This window comes from Clostridium sp. MCC344 (assembly GCF_018785365.1).
Taxonomy (GTDB): domain Bacteria; phylum Bacillota; class Clostridia; order Lachnospirales; family Lachnospiraceae; genus Pilosibacter.
Window position 1 is genome coordinate 174,556 of record NZ_WQPQ01000013.1, and the last position, 14,338, is coordinate 188,893.

Genomic DNA, 14,338 nt, shown 5'->3' on the forward strand with positions numbered 1-14,338 from the left:
TGTATCCATTCCTACCAGGAAACTTCTACATTATATCCACCGTTCTGATCCTTCGTGATCTTATATTTCACGCCATCCGCATCTGTCACGGTTCCGCTGGTCTTTACCTTACCGGATTCATTGACTACATATGTCTTTCCGTCAACGGTGACTTTCTCGTACTTCATTCCTTCTTCCGCACTCACAAGGCGTCCGTTCTCGTAGAGACTTCCGTCCTTCACACCCGTGAATCCGTCGCCTCTCTTTCCGATACTGCCTGAAGTCGTAAAGTAGAATACTTCGTTGTCATGGTTATCGTCGTTGACCACGATCCGTCCGGTCTTCATCTTTCCGTCACTATCAAAGTAGAACTTTCTGCCATCACTCAGCTCCACAAGACCTGTCTTCATGCGGCCCTTCTTATCGAAGCAGTAGGTCTCTCCCTTGATCTTCGCTATTCCGTATCCGCAGGCCTCCGTTGTTTTATAGGATGTGGAATATGCGCGGCCATCTTTAAAGTAGTACCAGTTTTCCTCAGCGTCATCCGGGGATGCCATATATCTCCAGCCGTTCATCTGCTGTCCGCCGCTGCGGAAGTAGCGAAGGGCATTGACATCGCTGTTGGAGAGGTCGTCACGTCCTGTAGATGTGTAATCAGACTCATTTACCCAGCCAGTCAGCATTCTTCCGCTGTGGTCAAAGATATAGGTCTCACCGGAGATCTTCAGCTCACCATCATAGATCAGCTTTCCACTGGAATTAAAGTAGTACCAGTACTCACCCCAGTCATCCTCTCTGTCCGCCAGTTTTCTCCAGCCCGTCGTCATAGCTCCGGAATCTTCTAAATGATAGATCTTACCATCGATCTCCACCCAGCCGATATCCAAAACGGAATCCGTAAAGTGGTACCACACGTCATTGATCTGTTTCCAGCCGTTTGTGTACGCCTTTCCGTTTGCTCCGAAATATCTCCATCCACTTTCGTTCCAGCGGCTGTTGTTGATGTACTTCCATGTGTTTGTGATCATGACACCATTCTCATTTACATAATAGGTATCATCGATCAGGCTGTTTGTCTGCATCACTCCATTATAATCCATATAATACCATGCATCTTTGGAGCATACCCAGTCATTCCGAACGAGGCGTCCGTTGTTGTCATTGTAGTAATACCATTTTCCATTCTGCTGTGACCAGTCCGCAAAGGAGGTCATCGCCATTCCTGCGGTTAAAATCATCGCTGCAACTGCTGCACCTGCAAAATATCTCTTCTTCATAGAAACCCTCCTCTTCTAAATATTTCCGTTTCCGGAATATACTTTTTCACTTTCCCACCGGTTTCCTTTTCATCGTTCCCACGGTGGCTATTTGTTTTCGATATCTCCGTTAGATATCTTTCGTTTTTTGTTTGTACTTGTATTATACAGAAAACTTCCTAAAAACTCTTCTCTTTTTCCTTACATTTCATTAAAAATATGACGCAAAAATGCGGCAAAAACAGGATTGCATTCCCATTTCTGCCGCATTTAAAATTTTCTTATGATTTGCCGCCGGACATTGCAGTTTCTCTCTATGCCTTACCGCAGCACTGAACGTATATCCGACATTTTTATTTTACTCTGCATCTCCAAACAGACGGTTAACTGCACTGAAGATACCTCTTAAGGATGCTCTCGTGATGTTGGAGCTGATGCCGACACCGTATGTCACCTTGCCGGTCTTCTGATCCATCAGGTGGATATAGGAAGCCGCCTGTGCCCCGGAACCGGATGTCAGCGCATGCTCGCTGTAATCGAGAACCTTGATCGAGATACCAAGCTCCTCCTCCAGTCCGCGTTTCACAGCATCGATCGGGCCGTTTCCGACACCTTCAAACTGTTTTGTCTCGCCGTGGTCAGAGTAGGTAACAACAGCAACGGTTGTGAACTGGTCTCCGGACTCGAAATCTGTAATCTTGCACTTGCGGAAGTGATACGGTTCCTTGCGGTCGAGATACTCGATGCGGAACTCTTCCATGATCTGATCCGGTGCAACCTCACCCTGCTTCTCTGCGATCTTCTGGATCACATCCGCGAACTCCTTGTGCATGCCGCGTGGAAGTTTGAATCCAAAGAAGCTGTCCATAACGAAAGCAACACCGCCCTTTCCGGACTGGCTGTTGATACGGACCACCGGCTCGTACTCTCTTCCGATATCGGACGGATCGATCGGCAGATACGGAACCTGCCAGATCTCGCTCTTTCTTTCCATAAGCGCATGCATTCCCTTGTTGATAGCATCCTGATGGGAACCGGAGAATGCAGTAAATACCAGCTTTCCAGCGTACGGATGACGCGGATCGATATGCATCTTTGTGCAGCGCTCGTAAACCTCCGCGATCTTCTTGATGTCGCCGATCTCAAGTTCCGGATCGATTCCCTGAGAGAACATATTGTAGGCGATGGTCAGGATATCCACGTTGCCGGTACGCTCACCGTTTCCGAACAGGGTTCCTTCAACGCGGTCAGCGCCTGCAAGCATTGCAAGTTCTGCCGCAGCAACGCCTGTTCCGCGGTCATTATGCGGATGAACACTTAAAACGATGCTCTCGCGGTTCTCCAGATGTTTGCTCATCCACTCGATCTGGTCCGCAAACACGTTCGGTGTCGTCATCTCGACAGTGGACGGAAGGTTGATGATCATCTTATTGTCCGGTGTCGGTCCCCATGCTCTCTGGACCGCGTTGCAGATATCAAGCGCATAGTCCATCTCTGTTCCGGTAAAGCTCTCCGGGGAATACTCCAGGATCACTTTTCCGTCATAATCTTTCATGTACTTCTTTACCATATCGACACCGTCGATTGCGATCTGCTTGATCTCCTCGCGGTCCATATGGAATACAACATCACGCTGTAAGGTGGATGTAGAGTTGTAAATATGCACAACTGCCTTCGGGATTCCCTGAATGGACTCGAAGGTTCTCTTTAACAGGTGATCACGGCACTGGGTCAGAACCTGGACCGTCACATCGTCCGGGATCAGCCTGCGTTCAACGAGCTGTCTTAAAAAGTCAAATTCGATCTGGGAAGCGGCCGGGAAACCGATCTCGATCTCCTTGAAGCCCATCTGCACCAGCATATTGAACATTTCGATCTTCTCTTCAACGACCATCGGCTCTACAAGTGCCTGATTGCCGTCGCGCAGATCCACACTGCACCAGATCGGTGCTTTCTCGATCTCTTTATTCGGCCACTCCCGCTCCGGGTAATTCATGACCGGTACTCTCTGATATCTCTTATAGTTCATCATAGTTTCTTTCCTCCGCTTTTCTGATAAAAGTCATTTTCATTCCTGCATTTCATGAATTTTTGTAATCATGCAGTCTTTCCAGGCACTGCAGTTTCCCTCCAGCTTCATAGTCGCAGGCCACGGAGTCGGTAAACCACGCTGTACTTCTCAATTATAAACAATGTTACGCTTTTAGGTCTAACCCCATTTTCATCAGTCCTTTTTTGTGAAATTCTGGCGGCGGCCGCGTTTTTCGGCCGCCTCCTTTTCGTTTCTTCATTATATCACTGCGAAAAAGGAATCGCAAGAATCTATACCATAACATTTAGATATGGGAGATATGCAGTGTTACAGTACCCGGGCACTCCATGCCCGCGCACTGTAACAGGATTTTGCCGATGCTTCGCATTCCGAATCGGCAAAATCCACTACCACCATATATAAAATGAGGCAGCGAATTTTCTTCACTGCCTCATCCTTCATATTTTATATTTCAAGCGATCAGCTTTCTGTCACATGACCTTTTTTCTTCAATACATCGATCACCTGATCCACATACTTCTCGCAGATCTCCGGTGTCTCCGCCTCGACCATCACGCGGATCAGCGGTTCAGTCCCGCTCTGGCGCAGAAGAAGTCTTCCGTCATTTCCGAGCGCTTCGTCAACGGCTTTTCCGGCTGCCTGTACATCCGGGTCGTTTAACGCCGCCGCTTTGTCTGCTACACGGACATTCTTTAAAAGCTGCGGAAGGATCGTAACCTCAGAAGCAAGCTTTCCAAGTGTCTCCTTCTTCTCCAGCATGACTTCCATGATCTTTAAGGAAGTTAAGATACCGTCACCGGTCGTCGCATACTTGCTGAAAATGATGTGTCCGGACTGCTCACCGCCGAGACAGTTTCCGGTCTTTGACATGTTCTCATACACATACTTGTCACCGACCGCTGTCTTCTCATAGCCGATACCCTCGCGGTCCAGCGCTTTGTAGAGACCGAGGTTTGACATGACCGTCGTGACAATCTTGTTGTTGCGTAAAAGTCCCTGTTCCTTCATGTACTTTCCACAGATGTAGAGGATCAAGTCGCCGTCCACGACATTTCCGTTCTCATCCACCGCCAAGCAGCGGTCTGCGTCACCATCGTATGCAAATCCGACATCCAGACCTTTTTCCTTCACGAATTTCTGAAGATTTCCGATATGCGTGGATCCACAGTCGCGGTTGATGTTGAGGCCGTCCGGCTGGTCGTTGATCACATAAGTGTCTGCACCGAGAGCGTCAAATACGCTCTTCGCAACGGAGGAAGCGCTTCCGTTGGAGCAGTCGAGACCGACCTTTTTGCCCTTAAAGGATCTTGTCGCGATGGAAATCAGGTAGCCGATATAACGATTTCTTCCTGCCGCGAAATCCTGGGTTCTTCCGATATTTTCTCTCTTAGCGAGCGGAATTTCTTCCATCTCACCGTCTAAGTACTTCTCGATCTCCTCGATGACGCTCTCCTCGAGCTTTTCACCGTTTCCGTTCATGACCTTGATGCCATTGTCATAGTACGGGTTATGGCTGGCAGAGATCATGATCCCGCAGTCGAAATCTTCCGTGCGGATCACATGAGACACGCTCGGAGTTGTCGTCACATGTAAGAGATAAGTGTCCGCTCCGGACGCTGTGAGTCCCGCTGCCAGGGAATACTCAAACATATAGCTGGAACGTCTTGTATCTTTTCCGATCACGACTCTGCAGCGGTCTCCCTTTGCCTGTTTTCCGTAATACCATCCAAGAAATCTTCCGACTTTATATGCATGCTCCACGGTCAGATTTACGTTCGCCTCTCCGCGGAAGCCGTCGGTGCCAAAATATTTTCCCATTCCTCAATCCTCCATGACCCGCGAACCTTATAGAGAACCGGATATTGCCGTTGTCTGATATCCCGGTTCTCTATAAGGTCCGCAGTTTTCTATCTATATACAGATTATTCTACTGAGAGCAAAAAGTCTTTTGCTTTTCTGATGTTTTATTTCTCAGATAAGCAGGCTGCCGAAAATATATCATCGCCGGCAGCCATATGCCTTTTATAGGCAACAACCTGTTACAGTGCGTGGGCATGGAGTGCCGTGTACTGTAACAAAACGGCAGTTCCTACCAGGTAATTTCCTTCAGATATCTTGCAACGGCATCCTTCCACTCCGGAAGACGCTCAAAGCCGTTCTCTGTGAGTTTTTCCTTGCTCATACGGCTGTTCATCGGGCGTTTTGCCTTTGCAGCCGGGTACTCATCGGAGTGGACCGGTGTCACCTTGACATCCATTCCTGCTGCACGGAAGATCTCGCAGGCGAACTCATACCAGGAGCAGAGTCCTTCGTTTGTCGCATGGTATCTGCCGTATTTGTCCGTCTGGATCATATCCACGAGAAGTCTTGCGAGGTCGTAAGTGTAGGTCGGGGAACCGATCTGATCGTCAACGACCGAAGCAGCTCCGCGCTCTTTTCCGATCCGGAGCATGGTCTTAATGAAGTTCTTTCCGTTTACGCCGAATACCCAGGCGATACGGACGGTAAAGAATTTCTCTACCAGCTCCTCGACTGCAAGCTCTCCCTCATATTTGGACTGTCCATAGACATTCAGTGGATGTCTCTCGTCATCCGGCTCCCACGGGCGGGTTCCCTGTCCGTCGAATACATAGTCCGTGCTGATGTACATCATCTTGATGCCGAGTTTTTTGCAGACTTCCGCGATGTTTCTCGTTCCGCCTGCGTTGACTTTCATGCACACGTCCACATTGTCCTCAGCCGCATCGACAGCAGTGTAAGCTGCGCAGTGGATCACTGCATCGACATTGGCCTCCGTGATCACGCGGTCACATGCCTCTTTATCGGTGATATCCATCTCAGCGAGGTCCACTCCGATCGGAGTGATCCCGCGTTTTTCCATCTCGTTTACTACGTCATGACCAAGCTGGCCTTTTACGCCTGTCACTAAAACTCTCATATCTGTCTGTTCCTTTCGTAAAAAATCAGCCCTGCCCCAGAATCCTCGGTGCAGGGCTGATTTATGATCTTACTTACTTTAAATCTTTTCCAAGACGGTCGCCGTACATGTTGTCGAAGTAGTTGCTGTACTCTCCGCTTAAGATATGCTTCCACCAGTCCTCGTTGTCCAGATACCACTGGATCGTCTGCTGAATACCGGTATCAAAGTTGTATTTCGGCTTCCAGCCAAGCTCTGTCTCAAGCTTTGTCGGATCGATCGCATAACGTCTGTCATGACCCGGACGGTCTGTTACGAACTTGATCAGGCTCTCCGGCTTATTTAATGCCTTTAAGATCGTCTTGACAACCTCAAGGTTTGTGCGCTCGTTGTGTCCGCCGACGTTGTATACTTCACCGACACGGCCCTTGTGGATGATCAGGTCGATCGCCTCGCAGTGGTCGGAAACGTGGAGCCAGTCACGGACATTCTCGCCTGTTCCGTATACCGGAAGTGCCTCATCAGCAAGAGCGCGGCTGATCATCAGCGGGATCAGCTTCTCCGGGAAGTGGTACGGACCATAGTTGTTGGAGCAGCGGGAGATCGTCACCGGAAGTCCGTATGTTCTGTGGTAAGCGAGAACAAAGAGGTCTGCACTTGCCTTGGAGGAAGAATACGGGCTGGATGTGTGGAGCGGTGTCTCCTCTGTGAAGAAGAGATCCGGGCGGTCAAGCGGAAGGTCTCCGTAAACCTCATCGGTGGAAACCTGGTGGTAACGCTTGATTCCGTAGGTGCGGCATGCGTCAAGCAGCGTTGTGGTTCCCATAACGTTTGTGCGTACAAAGCTCTCCGGATCTACAACGGAACGGTCTACATGGCTCTCCGCTGCGAAGTTTACGACGATATCCGGTTTCTCTTTCTCGAAGAGGTCGAATACGAATTTGCGGTCTGCGATATCACCCTTTACGAACTTGTAGTTCGGCTTGTTCTCGACCGGTTTTAATGTCTCAAGGTTTCCGGCATATGTTAAGAGATCGAGGTTTACGATCTGGTACTCCGGGTATTTGTTTACCATATGGTGGATGAAGTTGCCGCCGATAAATCCGGCGCCGCCTGTTACGATGATTTTCATGTGTTTATTTCTCCTTCATGAACATGATTCTGACTGCAAAATTTCCATACAGGAATACACTCAGCTCATGTTCCATCCTTTCCTGTATCAATTCAGAAGCTTTCACTCAAACGCTTTGTGTTTGGGCGTGAGTGCGCTGAAATCCTGCTGTTTCTTTTCGTTTTACTTATCTGCGTGTCCCGGCAGTTTGTCGATATATTTTCCGTCGATAACATCCTTTAAGTACTGGCCATACTGGTTCTTCTTGTAGATCTCGTATGCGGCCATAACCTCTTCCTTGGAGATCCAGCCATTTGTGTAGGCGATCTCTTCCAGGCACGCGATCTTTCTGTGCTGGTGGGTCTCGATGGTCTTGACGAAGTTTGTGGCCTCAACTAAGGACTCGTGGGTACCGGTATCCAGCCATGTGAAGCCCTGACCTAAAAGGGTTACGTCAAGTTCCCCGTTCTCAAGATAGATCCGGTTCAGGTCTGTGATCTCAAGCTCGCCTCTTGCGGATGGTTTTAAGTTCTTTGCGTACTCCACAACGCGGTTGTCGTAGAAATAAAGACCGGTTACGCAGTAGTTGGACTTCGGCTTCTCCGGCTTCTCCTCGATAGAGATCGCTTTTCCAGTCTCATCGAACTCAACGATACCGAAACGCTCCGGATCATCTACATAGTAGCCGAATACGGTTGCGCCTTTCTCCTTCTCTGCGGCTGCGCGGAGACGCTTCTTTAAGCCCTGTCCGTGGAAGATATTATCTCCTAAGATCATCGCAACAGAGTCACCATTGATGAATTTTTCACCGATGATAAACGCCTGGGCAAGTCCGTCCGGGCTCGGCTGTACAGCGTAGGATAAGTTCACGCCGAACTGCTTTCCGTCACCTAACAGTGCCTCGAATCTCGGGGTATCATCCGGTGTGGAGATGATGAGGATATCTCTGATTCCCGCATTCATCAGTACGGATAACGGATAATAGATCATTGGTTTATCATAAATTGGTAAAAGCTGTTTGGAAGTTACCTTCGTGAGCGGATACAGTCTTGTGCCGCTTCCGCCGGCAAGTATGATTCCTTTCATATGCTCTCCTTTTCTCATCTGTTTTTGGGCACACTACGCCCTATACTAGGGACATTATAGCATAAGTGACTTATATTTTAAAGGGACTTCCTCTTATAAATCTCTTAAAAAACAGGAAGATTTTTGTTAGTTTTTACAAAATGATGTGCTTTGGAGCCCGCCGAGAGTCCTCCATGCTCCCGCTAACATATTGTCAGTCCGCCCTGTGTCCACATTTTTCACCAGAAAACCGCCCACTTTTCCATGTTTTCGCTCTCCACCTTGTATTTTACACGCTGTACCCAAAATGCTGGACACTTTTCCTGATCATGCGATGTATTTTCTTCTTACATACATTGCTCCGTCTGCTGAACAGTCACAATATTTTCCCCATCTTCCGCTTAAAAATCAGAACTTTTCCTAATTGCATAACTTAAAAAAATATGTTAAAACGTGTATTATATTTTTTCTTTACATGGAAAGATCTCCATGTTCTGCAATTTCATTTATTTTCAGGAGGATGTATCTACATATGAATAACCGTCTTTTCAGCCAAAAAGACCTGGTGTGCCTGATCATCCCGCTGATCGTAGATCAGTTTCTTCAGGTTGCCGTGGGACTTTCCGACTCGATCATGGTGGCGCGTGTCGGGGAAGCTGCCGTCTCCGGAGTTTCCTTAGTCGACACGGTCATGCTGCTCATCATCAATATCTTCACGGCTCTCGCCACCGGCGGCGCCGTCATCGCCGGCCAGTATCTCGGCAGAAAAGATCCGAAGACCGGATGTGAGGCGACCGCCCAGCTCTTCAACTTTACGTTCCTGTTCTCGATCTTCATCATGATCCTTGGATACCTCGGGCAGAACGTGATCCTGTACCATGTTTTCGGAAAGATCGAACCGGAAGTCATGAAGGACAGCCGCACATATCTTCTGATCGTTCTCGCCTCGATCCCGATGATCGCCATGTACAACGCCGGAGCCGCGATCTTCCGCGCGATGGGAAACTCCAACATCGCGATGAAGACTTCGCTCCTCATGAACTCCATCAACGTGTTCGGAAACGCGCTCCTGATCTTCGGATTTCACTGCGGCGTTGAGGGTGTTGCGATCCCGACGGTCGTATCCCGCGGCGTGGCGTGCGTAGTAATTCTTGTCCTGTTAAATAACCAAGAACATGCGCTCCACATCCTGCACCCGTATCCGTTTAAGATCAAATGGGATGTGCTGAAAAAGATCCTCTACATTGGGATCCCGAACGGTCTGGAAAACAGTATGTTCCAGCTCGGAAAGATCGCCGTGCTGAGTCTTGTCTCCGGTCTCGGAACTGCATCACTCGCGGCAAACGCAGTCAGCAACAATATTGCAAACTTTGCGATCCTGCCGGGAATGTCCTTCGGCTTTGCCCTCCTCACAGTCTGCGCCCAGTGTGTCGGCGCCGGTGATTTCGAGCAGGTGAAGTACTATACCAGGCACATGATGCGCGTCGAGTATCTGTGCCTGATCGCGTCCAACCTGATCGTGATTCTTTCCCTGCCATTCATCCTTTCGATCTACAACCTCTCCGATGAGGCTGCGATGTACACAAACGACATCATCCTGTACCATGCCGCCTGCGTTGTGACAATCTGGCCGCTGTCCTTCACGCTGCCGAACACCCTGCGCGCCGCGGCCGATGTAAAGGTGACCATGGTCCTCTCCATCATCTCCATGTGGGTGTTCCGGTTCGGTTTCAGCTATCTGCTGACTATGGAGTTTCATATGGGAATCTTCGGTGTCTGGGTTGCGATGACGATCGACTGGCTCGTGCGCGGGATCTTCTTCTTCTGCAGGTATAAGAGCGGGCGGTGGCAGAAGATCATTTTCTCGTAAATGAGGCTATCTTTCAGAATCAGGCTGATTTCTTTCATATAAGCCAAAAAAGACTTTTCGAATCAGTTCGTTTCACCGTTTCCTGGTTTTATCCAGTTCGATAAAACGACCTGTTTTCGAAAAGTCTTTTTTATCTCTCAGATTCATTTTTCCCTCAGTTTCCTTGCATTCTCAACATATCTGAAGGATCACTGAATCTTCGATTGCATGATTTCCTGCTTTTTAGTTCTCGCTCATCTTCGCAAGCTTCGCCGCCTGGTCAGCCGCGATCAGGCTGTCAATCAGCTCCTGGAGATCGCCGTCCATGATTGCGTCGATCTTGTAGAGTGTCAGCTTGATCCGGTGGTCGGTCACACGTCCCTGCGGGAAGTTGTAGGTACGGATCTTCTCGGAACGGTCGCCGGTACCGATCTGGCTGCGGCGCTCCTCCGCCTCCTCATTCTGGCGTCTCTCAAGCTCCATATCGTATAACTTGGAACGCAGTAAGCGGAATGCTTTCTCCTTGTTCTGCAGCTGGGACTTCTCCGTCTGGCTGTAGATCACGATTCCGGTCGGGATATGGGTCAGACGAACCGCAGAGTCTGTGGTGTTGACACACTGTCCGCCGTTACCGGACGCACGCATGACATCGATACGGATATCTTTGTCATCGATCACAACATCGAACTCCTCTGCCTCCGGCATGATTGCAACCGTCGCAGTGGACGTATGGATTCTTCCTCCGGACTCGGTCTCCGGGACACGCTGTACACGGTGAACACCGCTCTCGTATTTTAACTTGGAGTACGCGCCATGACCGGTGATCATGAACTCGACTTCCTTCATGCCGCCGATCCCGCTCTCGCTGACGTTGATCATCTCTGTCTTCCAGTGCTGGCTCTCCGCGTAATGCACATACATGCGGTATAACTCGGAAGCGAATAACGCTGCCTCGTCTCCGCCTGCACCGGCACGGATCTCAACAATAACGTTTTTCTCATCGTTCGGGTCCTTCGGGAGAAGCAGGATCTTTAACTCTTGTTCCAGCTCCTCGATCCTCTTCTTCGCGTCGGCAAGCTCTTCCTTCGCAAGTTCCTTCATCTCCTCGTCGCTCTCCTCGTCGAGAAGTGCCAGGCTGTCCTCGACATCCTGTTTCGCCTGCTTGTACTGCTTGTACGCATCAACGATCGGTGCCAGATCAGCCTGTTCTTTCATCAGCTTGCGGAATCTTCTCTGGTCCTCCGCCACCGACGGGTTGTTTAACTCCAGCATCAGTTCCTCATAATGCCGCAGCATATCATCCAAACGGTCAAACATTGATATACCTCCTCATACACCTGCAGCCTGCCAGGTTCCGCACACGACGCGGTCCTTTCCCGGCAGATCCTTGATCACTTTTGTATCCTGAAAACCATGGGCATCCAACAGTTCCTTCACTGCGGCTCCCTGGTCATATCCGATCTCAAAATATACATGTCCGCCCGGCGTCAGATGCTTTCCGCACTCTTCTGCCAGGATCCTGTAAAAATAAAGTCCGTCCGCGGTTCCGTCCAATGCGCCCCGCGGCTCATGGTCCCGCACTTCCGGTTCCAGCTCCTCGATCACAGCGCTGGGAATGTAGGGCGGGTTGGAGACGATCACATCGAACTTCTCCGACGGCTGGAATGCGCGGAACATGTCCGTACGGCGGAAATTTACTGTCTCCGAAGAGTTGCTTATATCTAATGCTCCAGATAACTTGGAATTTGCAAAATTATCATATTTATTTTGACTGTCTGATAAATTTTGCCAATTTTGTTCTGGAGTGTCAGCACAGTTTTTGACGCTGACCAGCTCAGTATCTCTGTCCATCCCTAAGATATCTTCCGCATTTTTCTTTGCGACCTTCAGCGCTTTCTCCGAAATATCCGCACCTTCCACATGCCGGTATCCACCGAGTTTTTTCAAGCTGATCGCAATGCACCCGGAGCCGGTACACATGTCAAGAATGGAACAATTCCTGTCTTTCTGCTCGTTCAATACAAGCTCCACCAGTGTCTCCGTATCCTGTCTCGGGATCAGCACATGCTCATTCACGAAAAATGAGAGTCCCATGAACTCCTGCTGTCCGATGATCTGCTGGAGCGGGATGTGGGATGCGCGCTTCTTTAACGCTGCGTCGTAGGCGTCCAGCTTCTGCTTCAGAGAATCCGGGTTCTCTTCTGAGCTATTTCCACATTTCACACGATCAGCACTATGTTCCGGCACACTTTTCCCCTGCGCTGCACGATCCGTGATCCGGTCTCTCGCACACATAAAGTACTGTGCCCTGGAGATCCCGAAGATCTGCTCAAACAGGTACCAGGAGTCGAGATCTGCCTCTGCGATCCCGGCGTCCTTTAAAACCTGCTTTCCGTAATTCAGGACATCAGCCCAGATTTTTAATGAATCTCGGGACGTCGCCAGGCTCTCGTTTTCTGCGGTCTGCCCACAGCTGTCCGCCATGTTTTTTATGTGCTCACTCATGCCGTGATCTCCTGCGCATTCTCTCCGCTCCGGCCTTCCTTTTCGAAGTATCCGTCCGGATACTGCTCCGGGAAATTCTCTTCCAGATATTTCTTCCAGTCAAACACTGCCTCCACCGCAGCGATCGCCACCTCGATCATCGAATCGTCCGGCTCCTTCGTCGTAAGTCCCTGCATCCACATGCCCGGGCGGCTGACGATGTCCATGATCTTCGAGTTGCTCGTTCCCGCAAGGCGGAGAACCTCATAGGAAACGCCTGCGATCACCGGGATCAGAACGATACGGCTGACGATGCGCAGCCAGATCGTGTCCACGCGAATCACCATAAAAAACAGGATACTGATCACCATGACGATCAGAAGGAAGCTCGTTCCGCAGCGCTTGTGCTCCTTGGAGCTCTTTCTGACGTTTTCCACGTTGAGCACGAGTCCATGCTCCAGACAGTTGATGCATTTATGTTCTGACCCGTGGTACATGAACGTCCGCTTGATGTCATTCATCCGGGAGATCACTTTGATATATGTGATAAAGATCCCGATCCGGATACAACCCTCAAGGATTGCCATCACAGTCTCAGAGTGGATAAATTTCCGGAAAATCCCCGCGATCAGGAGCGGAAGCACCATAAAGATCGCAATCGCCATCAGGACGGAGAATACCATCACCGCCGACATGACGATGTTGTCCACTTTTTCGCCAAATGTATCGATTAAAAATTTCTCGAACTTTCCCGGTTCCTCATCTTCCTCGTCGTCCTCAAAAAAGCTGGCCGACCAAGTCAACGATCTCATTCCCAGGATCATGGAGTCCGCGAAATTAAAGATTCCTCTCACAAACGGCAGGGAGAAAAACTTTACTTTTTCAGTCATACTCACATAGGTATCTTTTTTTACGACGATCTCACCATCCGGCTTTCTGACAGCCGTGGCATAATTGTCCTTATTCTTCATCATGATACCTTCTAATACTGCCTGTCCCCCGATACCGGAATATTTCAAGATTTTACCTCCATATATGTCTCATAGTGTCATACCAGAATCGCTCCGCACTGCGTGCTCCCGCGATTCTCCACAAACATTCACAATCCGCTCATTTTTCTTACGAAAAATGGCTGCTTGTTCATGTTTGTGCGGGAATCAAAGAGAAAAAATCCCCTGCAAGCAAGCTTGCGTTGATTTTTTCTCCTTGATTCCCTGTATGACAAAAAAGGCTGAGTTTTCAGAGTTATCCAAAAGCTCAACCTTTCACTAATCAAACCTTATTTGTCTGTTTTCATACCATACTTACGGTTGAACATCTCGATACGTCCGCGAGCGGAAGCAGCCTTCTGCTGACCAGTATAGAATGAATGGCATTTGGAACAGATTTCTACGTGAATGTCTTTCTTGGTAGAACCAGTTACAAATTCATTACCGCAGTTGCAAACGACCTTGGCCTGATAGTAATTTGGGTGGATTCCCTGTTTCATGATTTTCACCTCTTTAAAATTTTTGGTACATGACTGACAGTCACGTTACGTTAATAAAAAATAATACAGCTTTACAGCCATATGTCCTGTTCCGCCAGAACAGCTTAATAATTATAGCATATACATATTGCTAAT

The 14,338-nt window shown here is 49.2% G+C and carries 11 protein-coding genes; 1 reads left to right on the forward strand and 10 read right to left on the reverse strand.

The window, feature by feature from the left end:
- Positions 1 to 11: 11 nt before the first annotated feature.
- The 6 genes from GPK90_RS03185 to rfbA form a co-directional block, all read right to left on the reverse strand.
- Positions 12 to 1,256 (reverse strand): hypothetical protein, encoded by a 1,245-nt coding sequence (locus tag GPK90_RS03185; RefSeq protein WP_215702136.1) that lies wholly within the window; start codon positions 1,254 to 1,256, stop codon positions 12 to 14.
- A 337-nt stretch (positions 1,257 to 1,593) separates the two neighbouring features.
- On the reverse strand, positions 1,594 to 3,267 hold the full coding sequence (gene leuA, locus GPK90_RS03190) for a 2-isopropylmalate synthase (protein ID WP_015552509.1): 1,674 nt from the start codon (positions 3,265 to 3,267) through the stop codon (positions 1,594 to 1,596).
- A 480-nt stretch (positions 3,268 to 3,747) separates the two neighbouring features.
- Positions 3,748 to 5,106 carry a phosphoglucosamine mutase gene (gene glmM, locus GPK90_RS03195; protein ID WP_215702137.1) on the reverse strand — a complete coding sequence of 453 codons (1,359 nt, stop codon included), beginning with the start codon at positions 5,104 to 5,106 and terminating at the stop codon, positions 3,748 to 3,750.
- Between the two features lie 271 nt (positions 5,107 to 5,377).
- On the reverse strand, positions 5,378 to 6,226 hold the full coding sequence (rfbD, locus tag GPK90_RS03200) for a dTDP-4-dehydrorhamnose reductase (RefSeq protein WP_117483302.1): 849 nt from the start codon (positions 6,224 to 6,226) through the stop codon (positions 5,378 to 5,380).
- A gap of 73 nt (positions 6,227 to 6,299) precedes the next feature.
- A complete protein-coding gene (gene rfbB / locus GPK90_RS03205) occupies positions 6,300 to 7,337 on the reverse strand; it encodes a dTDP-glucose 4,6-dehydratase (protein ID WP_117483303.1) in 1,038 nt (345 codons plus the stop codon).
- A 162-nt stretch (positions 7,338 to 7,499) separates the two neighbouring features.
- Positions 7,500 to 8,402, reverse strand: a complete 903-nt coding sequence (rfbA, locus tag GPK90_RS03210) for a glucose-1-phosphate thymidylyltransferase RfbA (RefSeq protein WP_015552504.1) — start codon at positions 8,400 to 8,402, stop codon at positions 7,500 to 7,502.
- 511 nt (positions 8,403 to 8,913) lie between these two features.
- On the opposite strand from rfbA, the gene GPK90_RS03215 reads away from it, so the two are divergent.
- Entirely contained in the window at positions 8,914 to 10,251 is a 1,338-nt protein-coding gene (locus GPK90_RS03215; RefSeq protein WP_215702138.1) for an MATE family efflux transporter, read from the forward strand.
- 222 nt (positions 10,252 to 10,473) lie between these two features.
- Here the strand turns inward: GPK90_RS03215 and prfA are convergent, their stop codons facing one another.
- The 4 genes from prfA to rpmE all read right to left on the reverse strand — a co-directional run bounded on the left by prfA (position 10,474) and on the right by rpmE (position 14,203).
- Entirely contained in the window at positions 10,474 to 11,547 is a 1,074-nt protein-coding gene (gene prfA / locus GPK90_RS03220) for a peptide chain release factor 1 (protein WP_118530173.1), read from the reverse strand.
- 12 nt (positions 11,548 to 11,559) lie between these two features.
- Positions 11,560 to 12,735 (reverse strand): HemK/PrmC family methyltransferase, encoded by a 1,176-nt coding sequence (locus tag GPK90_RS03225; RefSeq protein ID WP_252197333.1) that lies wholly within the window; start codon positions 12,733 to 12,735, stop codon positions 11,560 to 11,562.
- Complete coding sequence (locus GPK90_RS03230; RefSeq protein ID WP_118530175.1) at positions 12,732 to 13,733, reverse strand: DUF1385 domain-containing protein; 1,002 nt, start codon at positions 13,731 to 13,733, stop codon at positions 12,732 to 12,734. The genes GPK90_RS03225 and GPK90_RS03230 overlap by 4 nt, the downstream gene beginning before the upstream one ends.
- A 260-nt stretch (positions 13,734 to 13,993) precedes the next feature.
- On the reverse strand, positions 13,994 to 14,203 hold the full coding sequence (gene rpmE / locus GPK90_RS03235; protein ID WP_015552500.1) for a 50S ribosomal protein L31: 210 nt from the start codon (positions 14,201 to 14,203) through the stop codon (positions 13,994 to 13,996).
- Positions 14,204 to 14,338: the final 135 nt, after the last annotated feature.

Coding starts and splice junctions, on each gene's coding strand:
- GPK90_RS03225 (WP_252197333.1), bottom strand. CDS start 12,735: ATGAGTGAGCACATAAAAAACATGGCGGACAGCTGTGGGCAGACCGCA.
- prfA (WP_118530173.1), bottom strand. CDS start 11,547: ATGTTTGACCGTTTGGATGATATGCTGCGGCATTATGAGGAACTGATG.
- glmM (WP_215702137.1), bottom strand. CDS start 5,106: ATGGGAAAATATTTTGGCACCGACGGCTTCCGCGGAGAGGCGAACGTA.
- rfbA (WP_015552504.1), bottom strand. CDS start 8,402: ATGAAAGGAATCATACTTGCCGGCGGAAGCGGCACAAGACTGTATCCG.
- GPK90_RS03185 (WP_215702136.1), bottom strand. CDS start 1,256: ATGAAGAAGAGATATTTTGCAGGTGCAGCAGTTGCAGCGATGATTTTA.
- leuA (WP_015552509.1), bottom strand. CDS start 3,267: ATGATGAACTATAAGAGATATCAGAGAGTACCGGTCATGAATTACCCG.
- rpmE (WP_015552500.1), bottom strand. CDS start 14,203: ATGAAACAGGGAATCCACCCAAATTACTATCAGGCCAAGGTCGTTTGC.
- rfbB (WP_117483303.1), bottom strand. CDS start 7,337: ATGAAAATCATCGTAACAGGCGGCGCCGGATTTATCGGCGGCAACTTC.
- GPK90_RS03215 (WP_215702138.1), top strand. CDS start 8,914: ATGAATAACCGTCTTTTCAGCCAAAAAGACCTGGTGTGCCTGATCATC.
- rfbD (WP_117483302.1), bottom strand. CDS start 6,226: ATGAGAGTTTTAGTGACAGGCGTAAAAGGCCAGCTTGGTCATGACGTA.